Raw genomic sequence first — 22,625 nt, forward strand, 5'->3', positions numbered from 1 at the left:
CGGGCTGTTCGATGAGATGCCGGCGGATCCGACCTTCCAGTGGCTGCCCGGTATACGCAGCTTTACGCCACCTGGTGACGGCATGCGGTCTCTGGTGCCCGCTGTCCCCAACTCCCTTACCGAAGGACGAATGAGGGGCCGGGATGATTCCCACACGGTTCGGAATAGCGAAGAGATCCGGCCAACTGGGGCCCCGGGTAAGGCGGACTGTGTCAAGTGGCATGTGCCACACGCGGGATGCAATCTCCCGAATTGGAGGGACAACTGGGGACGGCCGTTTTGCGTCACGGCTGAAATCCGTCCGGACATGCCTTCGAGTTGCTCCTGTGTCAGTAGTAGGCTCACGCCGTTTGTTGACGCACATGTGTGCCCCTGGCCAATAGCGCGGCCACAGGGGGCCGATCTGGGGGAGGCCATGCGCTTTCGCGGGAAGTCCATCCGCCGGAAGATCGTGGCATTGCTGCTGGTGCCGCTCATTTCCCTGACCGCGATGTGGGGTTTTGCCACTTATCTGACCGGCCAGTCGGCCAAGGACCTCATCGACGTCTCCAAAGTCGTCGACAAGATCGGCTACCCGATCGAGGACACGGCCCGGGTCGTCCAGCAGGAACGTCGCCAGACCCTCGTCTATCTCGCCGACCCCCGCGCCTCCGACGCGCTCGCCGCGCTGCGCCGCAGCCGGACGGCGACCGACGAGATGGTCGCCGAGGTCGTGGAGAACGCCGGACACCAGGACGTGCGGGACGAGGTCACCGGACAGTCGGCGGACCGCCTCGCGTCGCTCCTCGACTCCTTCGAGGGCATCGATTCGCTGCGCCGCACGGTCGAGGAAGGCACGATCACCCGGGCCGGCGCGCTGAAGATGTACACGAAGCTGATCGACCCCTGCTACGGCTTCCTGATGACCCTGCATGGTCTCGACGACGTGAAGATGGACCAGCAGGGCCGCGCGCTCGTCGGCGTGACCCGGGCACGTGAACTGCTCTCCCGCGAGGACGCGCTGCTCGGTTCCGCCCTCGTCGCCCGCAGGCTCACCGAGGCCGAGATCCGGCAGATCTCCGACCTCAGGGCCCAGCGCAGGCTGCTGTACGAGGTCAACCTCGCCCAGCTGCCCGAAGAGGAGCGCGCCGGGTACGAGCGCTACTGGAACGGCGCGGAGACGACGGGGCTGAGGTCCGCCGAGAAGGCCGTCATCGAGTCCTCGCCCGGCACCCCGCGCGCCGTCACCGCGGCACGCTGGGACGCCGCTGCGGGCAAGGCGCTCAAGGACCTCGCCGAGCGCGACAAGGCGGCGGGCGACCGCTTCCAGGACCGTGTCGAGCCGGTGGCGGTCGGCGTCATCGTGCGCGTCGTCGTGGCGGGCGTGTTCGGTCTGCTCGCGCTCCTGTTCTCGGTCTTCATGTCCGTGCGCGTCGGCAGCAGCCTCATCCGCGACCTGCGCCGCCTGCGCCTGGAGGCCCACGAGGCCTCCGGCGTCCGGCTGCCCGGCGTGCTGCGCCGCCTGGCGGCGGGCGAACAGGTCGACGTGGAGACCGAGGCACCGCGCCTGACGTACGAGAAGGACGAGGTCGGCCAGGTCGGCCAGGCCCTCAATACCCTGCAGCGCGCTGCGGTCGAGGCCACCGTCAAACAGGCCGACCTGCGCCGCGGCGTCTCGGAGGTCTTCGTCAACCTCGCCCGTCGCAGCCAGGTGCTCCTGCACAAGCAGCTCACCCTGCTCGACACGATGGAGCGCAGGACCGAGGACACCGACGAACTCGCCGACCTCTTCCGCCTCGACCACCTCACCACCCGCATGCGGCGGCACGCCGAGGGTCTCGTGATCCTCTCCGGCGCCGCCCCGTCCCGGCAGTGGCGCAAGCCCGTCCAGCTCATGGACGTCGTCCGCGCGGCCGTCGCCGAGGTCGAGGACTACGAACGCATCGAGGTGCGCCGCCTGCCGCGCATCGCCGTCACCGGGCCCGCCGTCGCCGACCTCACCCACCTGATGGCCGAACTCCTGGAGAACGCCACGGTGTTCTCGCCGCCGCACACCGCGGTACAGGTCCTCGGGGAGCACGTCGCCAACGGCTTCACCCTGGAGATCCACGACCGGGGCCTCGGCATGGCCGCCGACGCACTCCTGGACGCCAACCTCCGCCTCGCGGAGACCCCGGAGTTCGAGCTCTCCGACACCGACCGCCTCGGCCTCTTCGTGGTCAGCCGCCTAGCCCAGCGCCAGCGCGTACGCGTCTCCTTGCAGCCCTCTCCGTACGGCGGGACCACCGCCGTCGTGTTCATCCCGGAGACGCTGCTCACGGACGACGTCCCGGACACGAACGGCATCGGTTTCCGTCTCGACAGGCCGCAGCCCAAGGAGGCCGTGGGCCGCGACGCCACGGGTGACAAGCAGGCCGCGCTCGGCCAGGTGCCCGTACAACTCCCGGGGCTGCCCGCTTCCCTCCTCGACGGTCCCGTCGAGCTGGAGGCGCCGGTCGGCATGGCGGGCCTCGACCCCTTCCCCGGCGCGCTCGGCGACCTCGACGACGCCGACAGCGAGCGCGGCGGACTCTTCCGCCCGCGCCGCCGCATGGCCGGGCTCCAGGGCGACGAGCAGCACCAGCAGGCCCGCGAGGAGCGGGAGACGGGCGAGCGCGAGCCCGCCCGCCCCGACGCCCTGCCCACGCGCGGCAACGGAAGCACCGGCCCCTTCGGCGCCCCCGGTGGCGACGAGGCCCCCGGAGACCCCGTACAGCTGCCCCGCCGCAGGACCCCGAAGCTGGTCTCCTCGCACGGCCGCCCCGTGACGCACAACAGGCCCCGGGGCGCGGCGGAGGACAACGGCACGGCACCGGAGCGCCCCGAGCGCCCCCAGACGCCCGTGGGACGCCCACAGGGCGGTGCCGTGGACCGTGACCGGGGCAGCCGTCCCGCCGCCGAGCCCATCGACCTGCCGCGGCGCCCCGAGCCGCAGTCCGCCTGGCCCGACCTCTCCCCGCCGCACAGCGACGTCACCGCGGCGGACGCCCCGCCGGACCTCCCGCGGCGCAGCCGCCGTACGGAGCCCGCGCGTACGGAGCCCTCGCGTACCGACTCCCCGCGCGTGGAGCCCGCGCGCACGGAGACCGAGTCCCGCGTCGGACCGGTCCCGGCGCCCACCACCGCACCCGGCGGACTGCCCCGGCGCGTCCGGCAGGCCAATCTCGCCCCACAGTTGAAGGACGGACCGGACCAGCGCACGGAACGCGACTCGGCACCGGCCAGGACCAGGCCGGAAGAGCGCGACGCCGACGAGGTACGCAGCCGGATGGCTTCGCTCCAGCGTGGCTGGCAGCGTGGCCGTGAAGAGAACGCCGCGGGCGAAGACGCCTTGGACGGCACAGCACCAGGAACGACATCTGAGGGGGACGGTCGATGACCGCACCGAAGGCCGACGCACGTACCGCCACACCCGGGGCAGCGAGGGAGCTGAACTGGCTCCTCGACGACCTGGTGCAGCGGGTCGCCAGCATCCGCAAGGCGCTCGTGCTCTCCGGCGACGGCCTGCCCACCGGCGTATCGGCGGATCTGACCAGGGAGGACAGCGAGCACCTCGCGGCTGTCGCCTCCGGTTTCCACAGCCTCGCCAAGGGCGTCGGGCGCCACTTCGAGGCGGGCAGGGTCCGCCAGACCGTGGTCGAGCTCGACGACGCGTTCCTCTTCGTCACGGCCGCGGGCGACGGCAGCTGCCTCGCCGTCCTCGCGGACGCCGACTCCGACGTGGGCCTGGTGGCCTACGAAATGACGCTGCTGGTCAAGAGGGTGGGTGTGCATCTGGGTACGGCGCCGCGCACCGACCTGCCCACGGGAGGGTAGCGGGAGGGTATGAGCGAAGACGGCACAGGGACACAGGGGACCCATCGCTGGTTCGACGACGACGCCGGGCCCGTGGTGCGGCCGTACGCCATGACGCGCGGCCGGACCACCAGTCCGGCCCAGCACCGCCTCGATCTGATCGCGGTCGTCATCGCGGAGGCCCGCGCCGGGGACCCGGAGGCGGACAGGACGCTGTCCCCGGAACATGTGGACATCGTCGGGCTCTGCCGTGACAGCCCTCAGTCGGTCGCCGAACTGGCGGCCGAACTGGACCTTCCCATCGGTGTGATCCGCGTCCTCATCGGCGATCTCGTCGACGACGAACTGGTGCACGTGACACGTCCCGTACCCCCTGCGGAACTGCCGGACGAGAGTATTCTGCGCGACGTGATCAACGGCCTCCGGGCGCTCTGAACAGCGCGGAAGCGGGAGTGGGACGTGACTGGCTGGCAGTTCTGGGTCGACAGGGGCGGCACCTTCACGGACATCGTCGCGCGCCGTCCCGACGGACGGCTGCTCACGCACAAACTCCTGTCGGACAACCCGGCCCGCTATGCCGACGCGGCCGTCGCGGGCATCCGTGAGTTACTGCGCGCCGCCCCCGTCACGTCGGCGGCTGAGGTCCCTGACGCCGACGACGACACGGCGGACGTGACCGTCGACGCCGTCCGCATGGGCACCACCGTCGCCACCAACGCCCTCCTGGAGCGCAAGGGCGAGCCCACCGCCCTGGTGATCACGCGGGGCTTCGGTGACGCCCTGCGCATCGCCTACCAGAACCGCCCCCGCATCTTCGCCCGCGAGATCGTCCTGCCGGAGCTGCCCTACGACCGGGTCATCGAGGTCGACGAGCGGGTCACCGCCGAGGGCGAGGTCCTGCGGGCACCCGACCTGGAGCAGCTCGCCGGGCCGCTGCGCCAGGCCCATGAGGGCGGCATCCGGGCCGTCGCCGTGGTGTGCGTGCACAGCCATCTGTATCCCGCCCACGAGCGGGCGATCGCCGAACTGGCCGTCCGCACGGGCTTTCCGCAGGTCTCGCTCTCCAGCGAGGTCAGCCCGCTGATGAAGCTGGTCCCGCGCGGCGACACGGCGGTCGTCGACGCCTATCTGTCGCCCGTCCTCGACCGCTACGTCCAGCACGTCGCCGACGAACTCAGCGGCGTACGGCTGATGTTCATGCAGTCGAACGGCGGCCTCACCGAAGCGGGCCAGTTCCGCGGCAAGGACGCGATCCTGTCCGGGCCCGCCGGCGGCATCGTCGGCATGGCCCGCATGTCGCAGCGCGCGGGCTTCGACCGCGTCATCGGCTTCGACATGGGCGGCACGTCCACGGACGTGTCGCACTACGCGGGCGAGTACGAACGGGTCTTCACCACGCAGATCGCGGGCGTCCGGCTGCGCGCGCCGATGCTGGACATCCACACCGTCGCCGCGGGCGGCGGCTCCGTCCTGCACTTCGACGGCAGCCGCTACCGCGTGGGCCCCGACTCGGCGGGCGCCGCTCCGGGCCCGGCGAGCTACCGGGGCGGCGGACCGCTCACGGTCACCGATGCCAACGTCGCCCTCGGGCGCATCCAACCCACCCACTTCCCCCGGGTGTTCGGGCCGGACGGCGACCAGCCGCTCGACGAGGCCCTCGTGCGCGACCGCTTCACCGCGCTGGCCCGCGACATCCGGGAGAGCACCGGCGACGACCGCACTCCGGAGCAGGTCGCCGAGGGCTATCTGCAGATCGCGGTCGCCAACATCGCCGCCGCCGTCAAGCGCATCTCGGTCCAGAAGGGCCATGACGTCACCCGCTACGCCCTCACCACGTTCGGCGGCGCGGGCGGCCAGCACGCCTGCATGGTCGCCGACTCGCTCGGCATCCGCACCGTCCTCGTACCCCCCATGGCCGGAGTGCTCTCCGCGCTCGGCATCGGCCTCGCCGACACCACCGCGATGCGCGAGCAGTCCGTGGAGGCCCGGCTCGAACCGTCCGCGATGCCCCGCGTCCTGAAGACCGCCGACGACCTGGAGGAAGCGGCCCGCGCCGAGCTGCTCGCCGAGGACGTGCCCGAGGACCGCATCCGCGTCACACGCCGCGCCCAGCTGCGCTACGACGGCACCGACACCACGCTCACCGTGGAGCTCACGGAGCCGGACGGCATGATCCGCGTCTTCGAGGAACGCCACCGCACCACCTACTCCTTCACCCTGGACCGCCCCGTCGTCGTCGAGGCGCTCTCCGTGGAGGCCACCGGCCTGACCCAGCAGCCCGACCTCTCCGTGCTCGCCGGTGACACGCGCCGAGGAGCTCCGGAGACCGTCAGCCTGCACACGGGCGGCACCTGGCGCGACGTGCCCCTGCACCGCCGCGAGGAACTGCCGCCCGGCGAGACCGTCGACGGGCCCGCGATCATCACCGAGGCCAGCGCCACGACGGTCGTGGACGACGGCTGGCAGGCGGCCATGTCACGCGAGGGACACCTGGTCATGGAACGTGTGGCGGTGCCCGAGGGTTCCGCCGCGAGCACAGCGGCCGACCCCGTCCTCCTCGAAGTCTTCAACAACCTTTTCATGTCGATCGCCGAACAGATGGGCGCCCGCCTGGAGTCCACCGCCCAGTCCGTGAACATCAAGGAGCGGCTCGACTTCTCCTGCGCGCTCTTCGACCCGGACGGCAACCTCGTCGCCAACGCCCCGCACATCCCGGTGCACCTGGGCTCGATGGGCACCAGCGTGAAAGAGGTGATCCAGCGCCGCGGCGACAGCATGCGCCCCGGAGACACCTACGCGGTCAACGACCCATACCACGGCGGGACCCACCTCCCGGACGTCACCGTCATCACGCCGGTCTTCGACACCTCGGAGGAGCGGGACTCCTCGGAAGAACCGGACGCCCCGGGGGAGCGGATCCTCTTCTACGTGGCGTCGCGCGGGCACCACGCGGAGATCGGCGGCATCGCCCCCGGCTCCATGCCCGCGAACAGCCGCACCATCGAGGAGGAGGGCATCCTCTTCGACAACTGGCTCCTCGTGGAGGGCGGCCGGCTCCGCGAGGCCGAGACCCTGAGCCTGCTCACCGACGCCCCCTACCCCTCCCGAAACCCGGCCACCAACCTCGCCGACCTGCGCGCCCAGATCGCCGCCAACCAGAAGGGCGTCGACGAAGTCGCCCGCATGATCGCGAACTTCGGGCTCGACGTCGTCCAGGCCTACATGAGCCACGTACAGGACAACGCCGAAGAAGCGGTACGCCGTGTGATCGACGTACTGGAAGAGGGCGAGTTCGCCTATCCGACGGACTCGGGGGCCGTCATCCGGGTCCGTGTCTCGGTCGACCGCGCGGCCCGCTCGGCGACCGTCGACTTCACCGGTACGTCCCCCCAGCTCGCCACGAACTTCAACGCCCCCTTCGCGGTGGTCAACGCCGCTGTCCTGTACGTCTTCCGCACCCTGGTGGCCGAGGACATCCCGCTCAACGACGGCTGCCTGCGCCCGCTGCGCATCATCGTGCCGCCGGGCTCCCTGCTCGCCCCCGAGCCGCCCGCGGCCGTCGTCGCCGGGAACGTCGAGACCTCACAGGCGATCACCGGCGCCCTCTACGGAGCCCTGGGTGTCCAGGCCGAGGGCTCCGGGACGATGAACAACGTCACCTTCGGGAACGACCGCCACCAGTACTACGAGACGGTGGCCTCGGGATCCGGGGCGGGCGACGGCTTCGACGGGGCATCCGTCGTCCAGACCCACATGACCAACTCCCGGCTCACCGACCCCGAAGTCCTCGAGTGGCGCCTGCCGGTGCTGCTTGAGGAGTTCGCGGTGCGGCGCGGGAGCGGCGGCACCGGCAGGTGGCGCGGCGGGGACGGGGCGGTGCGCCGCATCCGCTTCCGCGAACCGATGACGGTCTCCACGCTCTCGCAGCACCGCAAGGTGGCGCCGTACGGCATGGCGGGCGGCAGCCCCGGAGCGCTCGGCACGGGCCGCGTGGAGCGTGCCGACGGAAGCGTCCAGGAGCTGGAGGGCAGCGACTTCGCGGACGCGGCCCCCGGCGACGTACTCGTGATCGAAACCCCGGGCGGCGGCGGATACGGCCCGCCCCCGCACCACAGCAGCGAAACAACCGCACCCCCCGAAACAACCGCAACCCCCGAAGCAACTGATCCAGGAGAAGCGAGCGATGATCTTCAAGCGTTCTGAGCGCGGCAAGGCCCCCGTCGAGCCGGTGACGCTGAAGATCCTGGTGGCGGGCGGCTTCGGCGTGGGCAAGACGACCCTCGTCGGCGCCGTCAGCGAGATCAAACCGCTGCGCACCGAGGAGCTGCTCAGCGAGGCGGGCCGCCCCGTCGACGACACCAGCGGCGTCTCGGGCAAGCACACCACCACCGTCGCCATGGACTTCGGGCGCATCACGCTCCGCGAGGACCTGGTCCTGTACGTGTTCGGCACCCCGGGCCAGGACCGCTTCTGGTTCCTCTGGGACGAGCTGGCCACCGGGGCGCTCGGTGCCGTGGTCCTCGCCGACACCCGCCGCCTGGAGGACTGCTTCGCGGCCGTCGACTACTTCGAGCGCCGTTCCATACCCTTCGTCGTCGGAGTCAACTGCTTCGAGGGCGCATCGCGTTACCCCGCCGACGCCGTGCGCCAGGCGCTCGACCTCGATGAGGGCGTTCCCGTGGTGATGTGTGACGCGCGCGAGCGGCAGTCGGTCAAGGAAGTGCTCATCGGCGTCGTCCAGCACGCGATGGCGACCGCCGCCGCGGCCAGGGAGCCCGCGACCACGTGAGCGCATGACCGGGTCAACAGCCGCGGCCCGTATTCCCATGGACGGGGACACGGGCCGCGGTCATCCTCGGCTCAGCTCGCGCCGTCCTCGTGCCAGCCGAAGCTTCGTTCCACCGCCTTGTGCCAGTTGTGGTACTCGCGTTCACGGGCGTCCGCGTCCATCGCCGGCGTCCACTCGACGTCCTGCTGCCAGTGCGCCTTCAGCTCGTCGAGGTCGTTCCACACGCCGGTCGCGAGCCCGGCGGCGTACGCGGCCCCCAGACACGTCGTCTCGGAGACCTTCGGCCGGATCACCGGCACCCCGAGAACGTCCGCCTGGTGCTGCATCAGCAGATTGTTCTTCGTCATGCCGCCGTCGACCTTCAGGGTCCGCAGCCGCACCCCGGAGTCCTGGTACATCGCGTCGACGACCTCACGGGTCTGCCAGCTCGTCGCCTCCAGGACGGCACGTGCCAGGTGCGCCTTGGTCACGTAGCGGGTGAGCCCGGTGACGACGCCGCGCGCGTCGGAGCGCCAGTAGGGTGCGAAGAGGCCGGAGAACGCGGGCACGATGTACGCGCCGCCGTTGTCCTCCACGCTCGCGGCCAGCGGCTCGATCTCGTCGGCGCTGCGGATGATGCCGAGCTGGTCGCGGAACCACTGGACCAGCGCGCCGGTGATCGCTATCGCCCCTTCGAGGCAGTAGACGGGCGCCTCGGAGCCGATCTTGTAGCCCATCGTGGTGAGCAGCCCGTTCTTCGACGGGACGGGCCGGTTCCCGGTGTTGAGCAACAGGAAACTGCCGGTTCCGTACGTGTTCTTGGCCGTCCCCGTGTCGTAGCAGGCCTGCCCGAAGATGGCCGCCTGCTGGTCGCCCAGGGCGGAGGCGACGGGCACACCGGCGAGCTGCCCGACCGCCGTGCCGTAGACCTCGGCCGACGACCTGATCTCCGGGAGGATCACCTCGGGGACGTTCATCGCGGCGAGAATCGACTGGTCCCACTGGAGGGTGGCCAGGTTCATCAGCATGGTGCGCCCGGCGTTGGTGACGTCCGTGACGTGCACGCCGCCGTCCGTGCCGCCGGTGAGGTTCCAGATCAGCCAGGAGTCGATGGTGCCGAACGCGATCTCGCCGCGCTCGGCGCGGGCCCGCAGACCGGGCACGTTGTCGAGCAGCCAGGCGGCCTTGGGCCCGGAGAAGTAGCTCGCGAGCGGCAACCCGGTCTGCTCCCGGAACCTGTCCTGGCCGTCCGAGCCGCCCAGCTCGTTGCAGAGCGCCGACGTCCGGGTGTCCTGCCAGACGATCGCGTTGTGCACGGGCTTGCCCGTGGCGCGGTCCCACAGGACCGTCGTCTCGCGCTGGTTGGTGATGCCGAGCGCGCTGAGCTGGTCAGCGCGGAGCCCGGCCTTGGCGATCGCTCCCGCGACCACGGCCTGCACCTTGGACCAGATCTCGGTGGCGTCGTGCTCGACCCACCCCGGCTTCGGAAAGATCTGGCGGTGTTCACGCTGGTCGACGGCGACGATCTCGCCCGCGTGGTTGAAGATGATGCAGCGGCTGGAGGTGGTGCCCTGGTCGATTGCGGCGACGAACTTGTCGGAGTTGTCCGGCATGGCTACCCCTAGCGTCAGAAGGCTACGTTGTAGATGAGACCTGCGAGCGCTCCGCCGATCAGCGGCCCGGCCACGGGGATCCAGGCATAACTCCAGTCGGACGTCCCCTTGTTGGGGATCGGCAGGAACGTGTGCACGATGCGCGGGCCCAGGTCACGGGCCGGGTTGATGGCGTATCCGGTGGGCCCGCCCAGCGAGAGGCCGATGCCGACGACCAGGAACGCCACGATCAGCGTCTGCGTGCCGGACTCGCCGAGCCCCTTGGTGAGCCCGAAGGCGAGGATGGGCAGCACCAGTGCGATCGTCGCGATGACCTCCGTGACGACGTTGGCGACCGGGTTACGGATCTCCGGGATGGTCGAGAAGATGCCGAGTGTCGGGGTCGGCTGATGGGCGCTCGTCACCTTGTCCTTGACGTTCCCGGAGACATTGGCGCTGAACTGCGCGTAGTACACGAGATACGCGAGGACGGCGCCGAGCATCGCGCCGACCATCTGCCCGAGCAGATAGATCCAGACCTTGCCCCACTCCCCGGTGTCGATCGCGATGCCGAGCGTGACGGCGGGGTTGAGGTGACCGCCGGAGAGGGGGCCCGCGGTGTACGCGCCCGCGAGCACGCCGAAGCCCCATCCGAAGGCGATGACGACCCATCCGGAGGCCTTCGCCTTCGAATGGTTCAAGGTGACGGCGGCGCATACACCGGCGCCGAGGAGAATCAGGATCGCGGTGCCGATGATCTCACCGACGAAGATGTCCCCATTCGAGTACATGGCGGCTCCTAGGGCCTCGCCCGGGGCCGTGGCCCCGGTACTCCGTGCTGGGTGCGTTCCACGACAACTGCCTGGCCGCGCCCGGCGACTTCAGCCGGGGGCAGGGGTTCCCGCGCCCCGCCCGGCTTCCATGGCGAGCGTGCCGTCGCAGTCGAATCGCCCAGAGGGGGATGACCCGCTGAACAGGCCTTTCGTGCAGACCTTCGCGCGTGCAGGGGCCCTGAATGGCACGGAGCCGAAGTGCGGCGATGCCGACTGACACCGGAAGTGTTCACCGGTGGTGATGGAGCGTCAAGGTCGCGGACGGCAACGGTTAACCGGCGCGATCCCTTCCCCCGCGAGGCGCCCGTGGTCCACTCCCTTAACGGGCCGCGCGGGGCCGGTGACCGTGCTCAGCGCACCGCGACGACCGAGGAGCCGTGCCCGAAGAGCCCTTGGTTCGCGGTGATCCCCGCCCGCGCCCCCGCGATCTGCCGAGCCCCCGCCGTTCCCCTCAACTGCCATGTCAGCTCGCACACTTGGGCGATGGCCTGTGCCGGAACGGCCTCTCCGAAGGAGGCGAGTCCGCCGCTGGGGTTGACCGGTATGCGTCCGCCCGGAGCGGTCGCCCCCTCCCGCAGCAGCTTGGCGCCCTCTCCTTCGCCGCAGAGCCCCAGGTCCTCGTACCACTGCAGTTCCAGTGCGGTGGAGAGGTCGTAGACCTCCGCGAAGGAGAGCTCGTCGGGTCCGATGCCCGCTTCCTCGTACGCGGCGTGCGCGATGGAGGCGCGGAAGGTCCCGTCGGCCGGCGTCACGGTGGCCGCGGAGTCGGTCGCGATGTCCGGCAGGTCGAGGACGGTGGTCGGATACGTCGGCGTCACCGTGGACACCGCCCGGATGCGCACCGGGTCGGACGCGCCGTGCCGCCGCGCGAACTCCATGCTGGAGAGCACGAGCGCCGCCGCGCCGTCGGAGGTCGCGCAGATGTCGAGCAGCCGCAGCGGATCGGCGACGACCGCCGATGCGGCCACTTCCTCCGCGGTGACGGTCTTTCGGTACCGCGCGTTCGGATTGAGTGCTCCCGCCGCCGCGTTCTTCACCTTGACCTGGGCGAAGTCCTCCAGGGTGTCGCCGTGCACCGCCATCCTGCGGCGTGCGTACAGACCGAAGTACGTGGGGTTGGTGGCGCCGAGGACCCGGAAGCGCAGCCAGTCCGGGTCGTCGTGCCGGTCTCCTCCGGCGGGCCGGAAGAACCCCTTGGGCGCGGCATCCGCCCCGACGACGAGGACGACATCGGCGAGGCCCGCGAGGATCTGCGTACGCGCGGTGTTGATCGCCTGAGCGCCGGACGCGCACGCCGCGTACACGCTCGCGACCCGCGCGCCCTGCCAGCCGAGCGCCTTCGCGAACGTCGCCCCGGCCACGTACCCGGGATAGCCGCCACGGACCGTGTCCGCACCGACGATCGACCCCACGTCGCGCCAGTCCACCCCGGCGTCGGCGAGCGCCGCGCGGGCCGCCGCCGTGCCGTACTCGATGAAGCTCCGGCCCCACTTGCCCCAGGGGTGCATGCCCGCGCCCAGCACCGCCACCTCGCTGGTCATGCGCCCACCCCCACCGGCCGCCAGTGCCACGTCGTCCAGGTCGTCCCCGAGCCCTCGTCGTCCCCGGCCTCCTCGTCGAGCACGCCGGGGACGACCTCCACCTCCATGCCGACCTCCAGGTCGGCGACGGTCACCCCCGGAACCGACTGGCCGAGCACCACCATCCGCTCCGCCTCGAGCTCCACAGCGATCAACGCGTAGGGCTGCCAGGGAAGTTCCTGATCCGACACATAGGGCGCGGGCGGGCGGTAGCGGCTGTCCGTGTACGACCAGACGCGTCCGCGCCGGGAGAGCGGGACCTCGGCGAGGTCACCGCCCGAGCAGCCGGGATTGCGGCAGAAGCCGTCCTCGCGGGGGAAGAAGACACTGGCGCAGGCCGAGCAGCGCGTGCCCAGAAGGCGGAAGTTGTCTCCCTCCCCGGCGAACCAGCCGGCCACCACGGGAGTACGCGTACGGGGCAAGGTTCCTCCACGACACTGGATCTGACGGAACGTCAGAAGTGTGCCACGGGCAACCGGATCCCGTCAGTAGCCCGGCACCCGCTACTTCCCGTTCAGCGAGCGCCGCGCCACGGGGAAGTCGAAATAGGTGTCGGGGAAGAGTTCGGGCTTGTGGGTGAAGTGCCACCACTCCTCGGGAAGGTTGACGAAACCGACTTTCGTCAGCGCGCCCCGCAGCAGATCCCGGTTGATGCGCTGCTTGCCGGTGATGCGGGGGTCGTCCGTGTGGGAGAGGGTGTCGAAGCAGTCGAACCCCGTCCCCATGTCCACGGAGTTGTCGGGGAACCGCTCGTCCTTCGGTCCGAAGCAGGGCCTGAGGGGCTCCCCGGGAACGTACGGACGCGTGGGAAGGGCGGGCAGCTTCACGACCGTCAGATCGAGCGTCGAGCCCCGGCTGTGACCGGACTTCGCCGCGATGTAACCGTCCTCGAACAACCGCGACTTGTCGACATGGGGATAGAACTCCGCCTTCATGCGTACGTCGCCGAGGTCTTCGGCCCAGCGCACGAACTGGTCGACCGCCCGCTGCGGCCGGTAACAGTCGTACACCTTCAGGGAGTAGCCCTTGCGCAGCAGCGAGCGCTGGGCCTTGTGCAGTGCCTTCGCCGCGGGTTCCGTGAGGATGCACATCGGCTTCTTGTAGCCGTCGATGGGCGTCCCCACGAAGTTGTGCGGCGTGACGTAGCGCATCTCCTGGATGATCGTCGGGTCCACGTCCCGCAACGCCACGAACTCATCGGGAGCCTTGGGTTCCGGCTTGGCATGGGCGGGCACGGGGGCGGCGGCCACGGCGGCGAGAGCGGTGGCGGTGACGGCGAGATTCCGCAGTGCGGGGGCAAGTCCTGTCATGAACCCTGCATCTATCAGGATCCGGTCCCACAGGGAAAGACCGTCACCGGAGTGATCGGATACAGTCCGCCGCGTGTCCCCATCCCAGCACCACGCCGAACCCGTCCCCGGCTCCCACTGTTCGAGCTGCGGGGCGCCCTACGGGGAACAACTCTCCGCCTGGCCCCGCACCTGCCCCGCCTGCGGCACGGTGGCCTACCGCAATCCGCTGCCCGTGGCGGTGGCACTCCAGCCCGTGTACGACTCCAAGGGCACCGCCCTCGTCGTCGTGACCCGGACCATCGCTCCCGCGCGCGGGGGAGTGGCCCTGCCCGGCGGGTTCATCGACGACCGGGAGGACTGGCGGGACGCCGTCGTCCGCGAGCTCCAGGAAGAGACCGGCATCGGCGCGGCCAGCCGTGACGTCCGCCTCGCGGGGGCACTCAGCGCACCCGACGGCCACCTTCTGCTCTTCGGTCTCCTGCCCGAGCGCCCGGCGGCCGAACTGCCGGAATCCGCCCCCACGGCCGAGACCGAAGGCTGGCACCTGCTGCGTCTGCCGGCCGAACTCGCCTTCCCCCTGCACACCTTGGCGGTGCGTTCCTGGTTCGAAGGGCGCTACATCTGAGGCCGCGCGCCTTCCCGCACCGTCACCGGCAGCCCGACGTCGCCCCCTTCCTCGCCGTCCCGCTCGACCACCACCTGCTGTCCGGCCCACCGCGCGGTGAACCGCTCGATCTCCGGCTGCTCCCACCCGTCACCCGCGTCCCTGACCACCAGGCCACCTCCCGTACGTCCCGGCCCCGGCGCCCACACCTCCAGCTCAAGACCACCGTCGGCGCCCCGCACCGGCAGCACTGCACCTGCCCGCGCGAGCACCGGGATCCGGGACAGCGGAGCCTCCAGGAGCACACGGGCAGGCCCCTCGTACGCCTGGCCGGTCGCCGTGTCGTACCAGCGGCCCGCCGGCAGCCGAACCGTACGGCGGACGGCCCCCGGCTCGAACACGGGCGCCACCAGCAGACAGTCCCCGAGCAGAAACGCGTCCCCGCAGTCACGCAGCGCCCGGTCCTCCGGACTGCCCCACCACAGGGGCCGCACATACGGCGTCCCCGTACGCCGCGCCAGATGCGCGAGCGTCACGAAGTACGGCAGCAGCCGCCGGCGTTCGACGAGCGCCACGCGCGCGTGCTCAAGCACATCGGGACCGAACTCCCAGGGCTCCCTGCGCCCGGCCCGCAGCGCCGCATGCGTACGGAACAGCGGCAGATACGAGCCGAGCTGGAACCACCGCAGATACAACTCGGGTGACGGACTGCCGTCGAACCCGCCCACATCAGGACCCGAATACGGCACACCGCACAGCCCCAGGCCGAGGACCAGCGACAGGGACGCCCGCAGACCCGGCCACCCCGTGGCCACATCCCCGGACCACGTCCCTCCGTAGCGCTGCATTCCCGCCCACCCGGAGCGCGAGAACAGGAACGGCCGCTCCTCGGGGTGCAGTTCACGCAGTCCCTCGTACCCCGCACGCGCCATGCCGAGGCCGTACACGTTGTGCGCCTCGCGGTGGTCGCCGCCGCGGCCCTCCAGGGCGTGCCGGGCCGAGCGCGGCAGCGTCGGCTCCCCGAAGGCGGCGAAGGACACCGGCTCGTTCATGTCGTGCCAGAAACCCGCGAACCCCTGGGCGAGCCGCTCCTTGTAGAGCCCGCCCCACCACGCCCGCACCCGCGCGTCCGTGAAGTCCGGATACACCGCCCGGCCCGGCCAGACGACCCCGTGCACCGTCCGCCCCGCCGCATCGCGCACAAAGGCGTCCGTCGCCCTGCCGCTGTCGTAGACCTCATTGCCGGGCTCGGCCTTCACCGCCGGGTCCACGATCGACACCAGACGCACGCCGTCCCTGGCCAAGTCGTCCGCCAGCTGCGGCAGGTGAGGAAAGGTCTCCTTGTCGACGGTGAACACCTGATGCGCGTCGTAGTGGTCGATGTCCAGATGGACGGCGTCCAACGGCAGCCCCCGCTCCCGGTAGCCGTCGACGATCCGCCGCACCTCGCGCTCACTGCCGAAGCCCCACCGCGCGTGATGGTGCCCGAGTGCCCACGCGGGAGGCAGCGCGGGCGGCCCGGTGAGCGAGGCCCAGGTGTGCAGCACGCGCGCGGGGGTGCCCACGATGACCCAGCACCGCAGGGGCCCGCCGTCCATGCGCACCTCGCACGAACCCGCCCTGTCATGCCCCGACCCCGCACCCTCCTCGCCCTCGCGCACCGCCACGGCGCCGTCCCACGTGTTGTCGTGGAACACCAGATGACAGCCGGCATCGGCCACGACGAGCTGCACCGGCATGGTGATGTACAAAGGGCCGTCGCCGGGCCCGAACGAGCCCCCGGGATCGGTGTTCCACAGCCGGTACGTCCCGTTCCGCAGCCGAGGGCCCTGCGCACGACCCCCCAGTCCGAAGAACCGTGCGTCCGCCGCGACCTGGGAGCGCTGCAGCCAGTGCCCCGGACCTTCGCCGGCCGACTCCCACCAGCGAGGCGGCAGATCACGGCGCAGCATCAGACCGCCGGGCGTCCGCAACTCCACGGCGCCGAGCCGCGAGACGACCACAGTCGCCCGCTCCGACACCACCCGCCAGCCACCTTCCTTGTCCGGCTCGAGGACGGCCCGCGGGTCCGCGTCGGGACTCCCGCTGACGAGCGCGTACGAGGGATCGGGCTCCGCACCGTCCCAGCCCCAGAAGATCGCACCGCCTGTCGTGACCCGCACCCGCAGCTCGGACCGGGCGAACCGCAGCACCCCACCGCCGGGCCCCGGCTCCACTCCCGTCACCGGACCGGGCACCCGCGCGCGTTCGACACCCCGCTGGGCGAGCCCGGCCGCGTCGGCCCGCCGCCTGCTCCAAGAGGACCGCACCGCACGCAACCCCTGCCCCGTACCGATCAAGCTGACCGCCTTCATCGAACGCACCAGGTCACGACCGTTCATGCTGCTCACCCTGTCACCGAAGAAGCCGCCTGTGTGGATCGTTCAGCTGCCGTTCACCTGGGGTGACGCCACATAGGCGCCTCGCCGACTGTGTGAGGCACCCCCTGGTGTCGAAATCGATCACGTGGCATCGTCCCTGTCAGCCGTGTCGCGCGCACAACCAGCAGGCGCGCACCACACACGCATACGACGCGTAGAGCCCGGGAGCCGATCCATGTCCTCAGCGAACCCCTCACCGCTCTGGCAGCCCGACCAGGAACGGATCGCCGCCGCGCAGATCACGCGGTTCCAGGCATGGGCCGCCGAGCGGCACGGAGCACCCGCCGACGGTGGCTACGCGGCCCTGCACCGCTGGTCCGTGGACGAACTGGACACGTTCTGGAAATCGGTCACCGACTGGTTCGATGTGCGGTTCTCGACGCCCTACGCGCGCGTACTCGGCGACCGCTCGATGCCGGGTGCCGAGTGGTTCCCCGGAGCTACGCTCAACTACGCCGAACATGCCCTGCGCGCCGCCGAGGACCCCGCGCGCGCGGGCGACCCGGCCCTCCTCCACGTCGACGAGACCCACGAGCCGGCCGCCGTCACCTGGGGCGAGCTGCGCCGCCAGGTCGGCTCCCTGGCGGCCGAGCTGCGCACCCTGGGTGTGCGCCCCGGAGACCGCGTCAGCGGATACGTCCCCAACATCCCGCAGGCCGTCGTCGCCCTTCTGGCCACCGCCGCCGTCGGCGCCGTCTGGACCTCCTGCGCCCCGGACTTCGGCGCACGCAGCGTCCTCGACCGCTTCCAGCAGGTCGAACCGGTCGTCCTGTTCACCGTCGACGGCTACCGCTACGGCGGCAAGGAGCACGACCGCACCGACGCCGTCGCCGAGCTGCGCCGCGAACTGCCCACCCTGCGCGCCGTCGTCCACATCCCGCTGCTCGGCACCGAGGCCCCCGAAGGCGCCCTGGAATGGGACGCCCTCACCGCCTCGGACACGGCCCCGGTCTTCGAACCGGTCCCGTTCGGCCACCCCTTGTGGGTGCTCTACTCCTCCGGCACGACGGGCCTGCCCAAGGCCATCGTCCAGTCCCAGGGCGGCATCCTCGTCGAACATCTCAAGCAGCTCGGCCTGCACTGCGACCTCGGCCCCGACGACCGCTTCTTCTGGTACACCTCCACCGGCTGGATGATGTGGAACTTCCTCGTCTCCGGCCTGCTCACCGGCACCACGATCGTCCTCTACGACGGCAGCCCCGGCTACCCCGACACCGGCGCCCAATGGCGCATCGCCGAACGCACGAAGGCCACGCTCTTCGGCACATCGGCCGCGTACGTCATGGCCTGCCGCAAGGCCGGCGTACACCCGGCCCGCGACTTCGACCTCTCCACCGTCCAGTGCGTCGCCACCACCGGATCCCCGCTCCCGCCCGACGGATTCCGCTGGCTGCACGACGAATTCGAGGACACCCCCGGCGGCCTCTGGATGGCCTCCGTCAGCGGCGGCACGGACGTCTGCTCCTGCTTCGCCGGGGCCGTACCGACCCTGCCCGTGCACATCGGCGAACTCCAGGCCCCCGGCCTCGGCACGGACCTGCAGGCCTGGGACCCCCAGGGCAAGCCCCTCATCGACGAGGTCGGCGAACTCGTGGTCACCAACCCGATGCCCTCCATGCCGATCCACTTCTGGAACGACCCGGACGGCACCCGCTACCACGACAGCTACTTCGACACCTATCCCGGAGTCTGGCGCCACGGCGACTGGATCACCGTCACCTCGCACGGCTCGGTCGTCATCCACGGCCGCTCCGACTCCACGCTCAACCGCCAAGGCGTACGCATGGGTTCGGCCGACATCTACGAAGCCGTGGAACGCCTCCCCGAGATCCGCGAATCCCTCGTCATCGGCGTAGAACAGCCCGACGGCGGCTACTGGATGCCCCTCTTCATCCACCTCGCCCCCGGCGCCACCCTCGACGACGGCCTCCGCGACCGCATCAAGCAGACCATCCGCGCGCAGCTCTCCCCGCGCCACGTCCCCGACGAGGTCATCGAGGTCCCCGGCATCCCGCACACCCTCACCGGCAAGCGCATCGAGGTCCCGGTCAAGCGGCTCCTCCAGGGCACCGCACTGGACAAGGCGGTCAACCCCGGCTCGGTGGACAACCTCGACCTGCTCCGCTTCTACGAGAACCTGGCCCGCAAGCGCTCCTGACTCCCCGCCCCGCCGCCGTTGTCAGTGCCCACGATTACTCTGAGTGAGCATCGATCGACGTATCGCAGGGGGAATCATGGCTCGCACGCAACACACCACCATGCGGCGCGCACTACGCCGCGAAGTCGCCGGCACCATCGGCCTGTTGGCCGACGAGGACGACTTCGCGGCGATGCGCCGCTACCGCACCTTCACCTTCGACGACCACACGGCCTACCTCCGGCAGGCCGAAGGCCTCCTCAGGTCACTCGCGTCCGACGGCGGGCACACCACCATCGCGCTCTTCGACCCAGAGGAGTACGCCGAGTACTGTGCCGAGACGGGCCTGGACCCGGACGCCCCGGCCAGCCGCACCCGCTTCACAGCGGAGCTGGCCGCCACCGGGCCCACCGTTCCGTACGACGGACAACCCCTCGCCGATCTCCTCCCCGACCTCATCGACGAGGCGGTCCGCCGCGCCACCTGGGAGTACGCGACGCTGGTCCTGGCCCGCCTGGGCGCCTGCGCGGTCTGCGGCGAGGACATCGGCCGCGCCGCCTTCAACCGGGCATCGGACCTGCTCGTCCAACTGCTCGACAGCTCCGAGACCGATACCCGGCACCTCGTCTGCAGCGTGCCGACCACCCCGGAGACACTCCTCGCCGCACTGCACACGGCCAAGGACAACGACGGCCATACGGAACTCGACGAGACCGAAGCCCTGGAGTTCACCACAGTCCTCGCGGTCGGCATCGCCACCCACAGCGCAGCGGGCGTGGTGATGCGCAGCCTCATGGACGGCAAACGCGACCGCGTCCAAGGCTGGCGCCTGCACGGCGAGCGGCTGCTGCCCCTCACCGCGGCCGAGGTCTTCGACGCCTACTGCACCGACGCGGTGTCAGGGGACCTCGTCGCCCCGGAGTCCGGCGTCGACTACTGCGACGCACCGATCATCGGGGACGCGCGACCCGAAGGGGGACACCGGCACTGAACGCCGAGGGGCGCCCCACCCATGCCGGATGGAGCGCCCCTCACACACCTGGTTGCCGGCTACTCGCCGGACAGCACCGCCTGCACGGCCTTCCGTGCTTCCTCGGCACTGTCAGCGGCACGCGCGGCAGCAGCCGCACGCTCGCACTGAGCCAGCGTGTACTTGCCCAGAGTCGCCCGCACATAAGGAATGGACGCGGCGCCCATCGAAAGGGAGGTCACACCGAGACCGGTCAGCACACACGCGAGCAGCGGGTCGGAGGCCGCCTCGCCACACACGCCACAGCTCTTGCCCTCGGCCCTCGCCGCCTCGGCGGACAGCGCGACCAGGTCGAGCAGCGCGGGCTGCCACGGGTCCTGCAGCCGGGAGACGGCGCCCACCTGACGGTCGGCCGCGAACGCGTACTGCGCGAGGTCATTGGTGCCGAGCGACAGGAACTCGACCTCCTGGAGAATCGAGCGCGCCCGCAGAGCGGCGGACGGAATCTCCACCATGGCACCGAACTTGGCCTGCAGCCCCGCCTCGCGGCACGCGTCGGCGAACGCCTTGGCGTCGATGCGGTCGGCGACCATCGGCGCCATGACCTCGAGGTAGACCGGCAGCCCCTCCGCGGCCTTGGCCAGCGCCGTCAGCTGCGTACGCAGCACATCGGGGTGCTCAAGCAGCGACCGCAGCCCGCGCACGCCGAGCGCCGGGTTCGGCTCATCGCCGGGCGTCAGGAAGTCGAGCGGCTTGTCGGCACCCGCGTCGAGCACACGCACGACGACACGACCCTCGGGGAACGCCTCGAGCACCGCGCGGTACGCCTCGACCTGCTTCTCCTCGGACGGCGCCTTGGTGCTGTCGTCGAGGAAGAGGAACTCGGTACGGAAGAGACCGACACCCTCGGCACCGGCCTCCACCGCCGCCGGCACATCCGCGGGACCGCCGACATTGGCGAGCAACGGCACCTTGTGCCCGTCGGACGTCGCACCGGGACCCGTCGACGCGGCGAGCGCGGCCTTGCGCGCGGCAGCCGAGGCCTCCAGCTGACTCCGCTTCTCCGCACTCGGCTCGACGAAGATCTCACCGGTGCTGCCGTCCACGGCGACAACAGTGCCCTCGGCCAGCTCACCGGCACCCGGCAGAGCGACGATCGCGGGCACACCGAGCGCCCGCGCGAGAATCGCGCTGTGACTGGTCGGCCCGCCCTCCTCGGTGACGAAGCCGAGCACCAGTGCGGGGTCGAGCAGCGCCGTGTCCGCCGGCGCGAGGTCACGCGCGATCAGGACGTAGGGCTCGTCGCTGTCCGGAACACCGGGCATAGGAACGCCCAGCAGACGGGCGACGATACGATTCCGCACGTCGTCCAGGTCGGCGACACGACCGGCCATGTACTCGCCGGCACCCGCGAGCAGCTCGCGGTAGTGCGAGAAAGCGTCGTAGATGGCGCGCTCCGCCGAGCTCCCGACGGTCACCCGCCGGTCGACGTCGGCCATCAGCTCGGGGTCCTGGGCGATCATGGCCTGCGCCTCGAGCACGTGCTGCGCCTCGCCACCGGCGAGGTTGCCACGCGCATTGAGATCGGCCGCCACAGCTTCCACCGCCTGGCGAGCACGCCCCTGTTCGCGCTCGGCTTCCTCCGCGGGAATCTGCTTGGCAGGCGGCTCCAGCACCGCCGTCCCCATGTGCCGAACCTCGCCGATCGCCACACCGTGGCTCACGCCGACGCCTCGCAGCGTTGTCTCCATGTAACCCGTCTCCAATAGAGCGACGGGCCCAGCCGCCGCGGTGGATGTCCTACCTGCCGTCAGGGACGGCGATGACGTCACTTCCAGCTGAAGAGAGCGTCCCCAGCTTTTACGTCGCCATCCTCCACGAGGTCGGAGAGGGACTCGGCAGTGGCCTCCAGTGCCACGATCGGGCAGACCGGGGACTTGCCGGCCGCCTCGACGCTCGCGGGGTCCCAGCGCACGATGGACTGACCGCGCTGCACGGTGTCACCCTTGTTCACGAGCAGCTCGAAGCCCTCGCCGTTGAGCTGAACGGTGTCGATGCCCAGGTGCGTCAGCACGCCGTGCCCCTGGTCGTCCACGACGACAAAGGCATGGGGGTGGAGCGAGACGACGATGCCGTCGACGGGGGCGACAGCCACGGAGGGCTCGCGCACGGGGTCGATGGCGGTGCCGGGTCCGACCATCGCGCCGGAGAACACGGGGTCCGGCACAGCAGAGAGCCCGATGGCGCGTCCTGCTAGCGGGGACGAAACGCTGGTCATAGCAAGCCTCCCAGGAGGTGGAGATACGTAGCCGCCGTCACTACCTGTCCTGGACGACGCACTGTTCAGAAGGGTAAGTCATAAAAAGTCCCGGTTCCGCGTGAGAGGTCCCGGATGACTGAGTAGGAGCACTGCACAAACGATTTGCGCCCACCCCAACGCCCGATGTACAGTCGGACTCCTGCCTGAGGCAAGCGACGCGTTCAAGCGTCCGGACTCGGCGGCATCTATCAAGTCAGATCCTAATCCCTGGGTCCGATTCTGCGTGCTCGCAGATGAGTGGTCAGGGAGTCGAAAAAGACCTGATAGAGTTTGGAACACAACGAAGGGAAGCGCCC

At 70.6% G+C, this 22,625-nt stretch carries 16 protein-coding genes; 8 read left to right on the top strand and 8 right to left on the bottom strand.

Annotated features, from left to right (window positions below):
• Positions 1 to 415: 415 nt before the first annotated feature.
• From OG302_RS34680 to OG302_RS34700, 5 genes are read left to right on the top strand one after another with little or no spacing between them, the layout of a single operon-like run.
• Positions 416 to 3,397 (top strand): nitrate- and nitrite sensing domain-containing protein, encoded by a 2,982-nt coding sequence (locus tag OG302_RS34680; protein WP_371530369.1) that lies wholly within the window; start codon positions 416 to 418, stop codon positions 3,395 to 3,397.
• Positions 3,394 to 3,834 (top strand): roadblock/LC7 domain-containing protein, encoded by a 441-nt coding sequence (locus tag OG302_RS34685; RefSeq protein WP_361844005.1) that lies wholly within the window; start codon positions 3,394 to 3,396, stop codon positions 3,832 to 3,834. The genes OG302_RS34680 and OG302_RS34685 overlap by 4 nt, the downstream gene beginning before the upstream one ends.
• Positions 3,835 to 3,843: 9 nt before the next feature.
• Positions 3,844 to 4,248 carry a DUF742 domain-containing protein gene (locus OG302_RS34690; RefSeq protein WP_361844008.1) on the top strand — a complete coding sequence of 135 codons (405 nt, stop codon included), beginning with the start codon at positions 3,844 to 3,846 and terminating at the stop codon, positions 4,246 to 4,248.
• 24 nt (positions 4,249 to 4,272) lie between these two features.
• Positions 4,273 to 8,016 (top strand): hydantoinase B/oxoprolinase family protein, encoded by a 3,744-nt coding sequence (locus OG302_RS34695; RefSeq protein WP_371530370.1) that lies wholly within the window; start codon positions 4,273 to 4,275, stop codon positions 8,014 to 8,016.
• Positions 7,997 to 8,602: an ATP/GTP-binding protein gene (locus OG302_RS34700; RefSeq protein WP_371530371.1), complete on the top strand. Its 606-nt coding sequence runs from the start codon at positions 7,997 to 7,999 to the stop codon at positions 8,600 to 8,602. Before OG302_RS34695 ends, OG302_RS34700 begins: the two co-directional genes overlap by 20 nt.
• A 71-nt stretch (positions 8,603 to 8,673) precedes the next feature.
• Here OG302_RS34700 and glpK read toward each other — a convergent pair whose 3' ends face one another.
• From glpK to OG302_RS34725, 5 genes are all read right to left on the bottom strand, one after another.
• Positions 8,674 to 10,194, bottom strand: a complete 1,521-nt coding sequence (gene glpK, locus OG302_RS34705; RefSeq protein ID WP_371530372.1) for a glycerol kinase GlpK — start codon at positions 10,192 to 10,194, stop codon at positions 8,674 to 8,676.
• A gap of 14 nt (positions 10,195 to 10,208) precedes the next feature.
• The gene (locus OG302_RS34710; RefSeq protein ID WP_371530373.1) at positions 10,209 to 10,964 is read right to left on the bottom strand and encodes an MIP/aquaporin family protein; all 756 of its coding nucleotides are present in this window, start codon (positions 10,962 to 10,964) and stop codon (positions 10,209 to 10,211) included.
• A 392-nt stretch (positions 10,965 to 11,356) separates the two neighbouring features.
• Entirely contained in the window at positions 11,357 to 12,547 is a 1,191-nt protein-coding gene (locus OG302_RS34715) for a lipid-transfer protein (protein ID WP_371530374.1), read from the bottom strand.
• A complete protein-coding gene (locus OG302_RS34720) occupies positions 12,544 to 12,987 on the bottom strand; it encodes a Zn-ribbon domain-containing OB-fold protein (RefSeq protein ID WP_371750326.1) in 444 nt (147 codons plus the stop codon). The genes OG302_RS34715 and OG302_RS34720 overlap by 4 nt, the downstream gene beginning before the upstream one ends.
• A 102-nt stretch (positions 12,988 to 13,089) precedes the next feature.
• Positions 13,090 to 13,896 carry a M15 family metallopeptidase gene (locus OG302_RS34725; RefSeq protein WP_371530375.1) on the bottom strand — a complete coding sequence of 269 codons (807 nt, stop codon included), beginning with the start codon at positions 13,894 to 13,896 and terminating at the stop codon, positions 13,090 to 13,092.
• 73 nt (positions 13,897 to 13,969) lie between these two features.
• Between OG302_RS34725 and OG302_RS34730 the strand changes: the two genes are divergently transcribed.
• Positions 13,970 to 14,503 (top strand): NUDIX domain-containing protein, encoded by a 534-nt coding sequence (locus tag OG302_RS34730; protein ID WP_371530376.1) that lies wholly within the window; start codon positions 13,970 to 13,972, stop codon positions 14,501 to 14,503.
• On the opposite strand, the gene OG302_RS34735 is transcribed toward OG302_RS34730, so the two are convergent.
• The gene (locus OG302_RS34735) at positions 14,494 to 16,863 is read right to left on the bottom strand and encodes a TIM-barrel domain-containing protein (protein ID WP_371530377.1); all 2,370 of its coding nucleotides are present in this window, start codon (positions 16,861 to 16,863) and stop codon (positions 14,494 to 14,496) included. The two genes, OG302_RS34730 and OG302_RS34735, sit on opposite strands and share 10 nt — an antisense overlap.
• 214 nt (positions 16,864 to 17,077) lie before the next feature.
• Between OG302_RS34735 and OG302_RS34740 the strand changes: the two genes are divergently transcribed.
• The gene (locus OG302_RS34740) at positions 17,078 to 19,060 is read left to right on the top strand and encodes an acetoacetate--CoA ligase (protein WP_371530378.1); all 1,983 of its coding nucleotides are present in this window, start codon (positions 17,078 to 17,080) and stop codon (positions 19,058 to 19,060) included.
• 76 nt (positions 19,061 to 19,136) lie between these two features.
• Positions 19,137 to 20,030, top strand: coding sequence for a hypothetical protein (locus OG302_RS34745; RefSeq protein ID WP_371530379.1), 894 nt, complete (start codon positions 19,137 to 19,139; stop codon positions 20,028 to 20,030).
• A 59-nt stretch (positions 20,031 to 20,089) separates the two neighbouring features.
• Here the strand turns inward: OG302_RS34745 and ptsP are convergent, their stop codons facing one another.
• Both ptsP and OG302_RS34755 read right to left on the bottom strand, forming a co-directional pair.
• The gene (gene ptsP / locus OG302_RS34750; RefSeq protein ID WP_371530380.1) at positions 20,090 to 21,760 is read right to left on the bottom strand and encodes a phosphoenolpyruvate--protein phosphotransferase; all 1,671 of its coding nucleotides are present in this window, start codon (positions 21,758 to 21,760) and stop codon (positions 20,090 to 20,092) included.
• 77 nt (positions 21,761 to 21,837) lie between these two features.
• Positions 21,838 to 22,287, bottom strand: coding sequence for a PTS glucose transporter subunit IIA (locus tag OG302_RS34755; RefSeq protein ID WP_371530381.1), 450 nt, complete (start codon positions 22,285 to 22,287; stop codon positions 21,838 to 21,840).
• Positions 22,288 to 22,625: the final 338 nt, after the last annotated feature.

It is taken from the genome of Streptomyces sp. NBC_01283 (assembly GCF_041435335.1).
GTDB lineage: Bacteria > Actinomycetota > Actinomycetes > Streptomycetales > Streptomycetaceae > Streptomyces.

Excerpts from the sequence above, each read along its gene's own strand:
- OG302_RS34680 (WP_371530369.1), top strand. The coding sequence starts at position 416 with ATGCGCTTTCGCGGGAAGTCCATCCGCCGGAAGATCGTGGCATTGCTG.
- OG302_RS34685 (WP_361844005.1), top strand. The coding sequence starts at position 3,394 with ATGACCGCACCGAAGGCCGACGCACGTACCGCCACACCCGGGGCAGCG.
- OG302_RS34690 (WP_361844008.1), top strand. The coding sequence starts at position 3,844 with ATGAGCGAAGACGGCACAGGGACACAGGGGACCCATCGCTGGTTCGAC.
- OG302_RS34700 (WP_371530371.1), top strand. The coding sequence starts at position 7,997 with ATGATCTTCAAGCGTTCTGAGCGCGGCAAGGCCCCCGTCGAGCCGGTG.
- glpK (WP_371530372.1), bottom strand. The coding sequence starts at position 10,194 with ATGCCGGACAACTCCGACAAGTTCGTCGCCGCAATCGACCAGGGCACC.
- OG302_RS34710 (WP_371530373.1), bottom strand. The coding sequence starts at position 10,964 with ATGTACTCGAATGGGGACATCTTCGTCGGTGAGATCATCGGCACCGCG.
- OG302_RS34715 (WP_371530374.1), bottom strand. The coding sequence starts at position 12,547 with ATGACCAGCGAGGTGGCGGTGCTGGGCGCGGGCATGCACCCCTGGGGC.
- OG302_RS34725 (WP_371530375.1), bottom strand. The coding sequence starts at position 13,896 with ATGACAGGACTTGCCCCCGCACTGCGGAATCTCGCCGTCACCGCCACC.
- OG302_RS34735 (WP_371530377.1), bottom strand. The coding sequence starts at position 16,863 with ATGAACGGTCGTGACCTGGTGCGTTCGATGAAGGCGGTCAGCTTGATC.
- OG302_RS34740 (WP_371530378.1), top strand. The coding sequence starts at position 17,078 with ATGTCCTCAGCGAACCCCTCACCGCTCTGGCAGCCCGACCAGGAACGG.
- OG302_RS34745 (WP_371530379.1), top strand. The coding sequence starts at position 19,137 with ATGGCTCGCACGCAACACACCACCATGCGGCGCGCACTACGCCGCGAA.
- ptsP (WP_371530380.1), bottom strand. The coding sequence starts at position 21,760 with ATGGAGACAACGCTGCGAGGCGTCGGCGTGAGCCACGGTGTGGCGATC.
- OG302_RS34755 (WP_371530381.1), bottom strand. The coding sequence starts at position 22,287 with ATGACCAGCGTTTCGTCCCCGCTAGCAGGACGCGCCATCGGGCTCTCT.